Annotated in this window: 1 pseudogene; it reads right to left on the bottom strand. The window is 53.4% G+C overall.

Features of this window, described 5'->3' with window-relative positions:
• Nucleotides 1–326 (bottom strand): annotated as a pseudogene (locus AABK37_RS42045) (hypothetical protein); the annotation flags it as partial.

The raw sequence follows: 326 nt of genomic DNA, 5'->3' as shown, positions 1-326 counted from the left end.
GGGAGACCCGTCCACCGCAGTGGCTCCGCTTTCCGTCACGATGGGGGACTGGCGAACCCGTTCGCGCAGCGTCTCCCTTTGGGAGAAGGGCGGTTCGTTAAATGGGTATTCTTCGAGCGAGAAGGGAGTAGTTATATTTTTATGTTGCTCGGTAAGTGCTTTCAATGCTTGACCGCGTTCGCCTTGCTCGTTATTTACCTGCTTGGCTAATGACTCAATCTCTGTTTTATAGCAGTTCCCATTCAGATGCGGTACAACATTATATCGTCGCGTGTAGGGGCACGGCAGTGCCGTGCCCCTACGGGTGTACCTCACGTAACCGAGAA

Origin of the sequence: Tolypothrix sp. VBCCA 56010, assembly GCF_050875635.1 — a bacterium.
Classification (GTDB): Bacteria; Cyanobacteriota; Cyanobacteriia; order Cyanobacteriales; family Nostocaceae; genus Hassallia.
The sequence above is the reverse complement of the archived record's forward strand: the minus strand, read 5'-3'. Positions and strand labels throughout refer to the sequence as shown.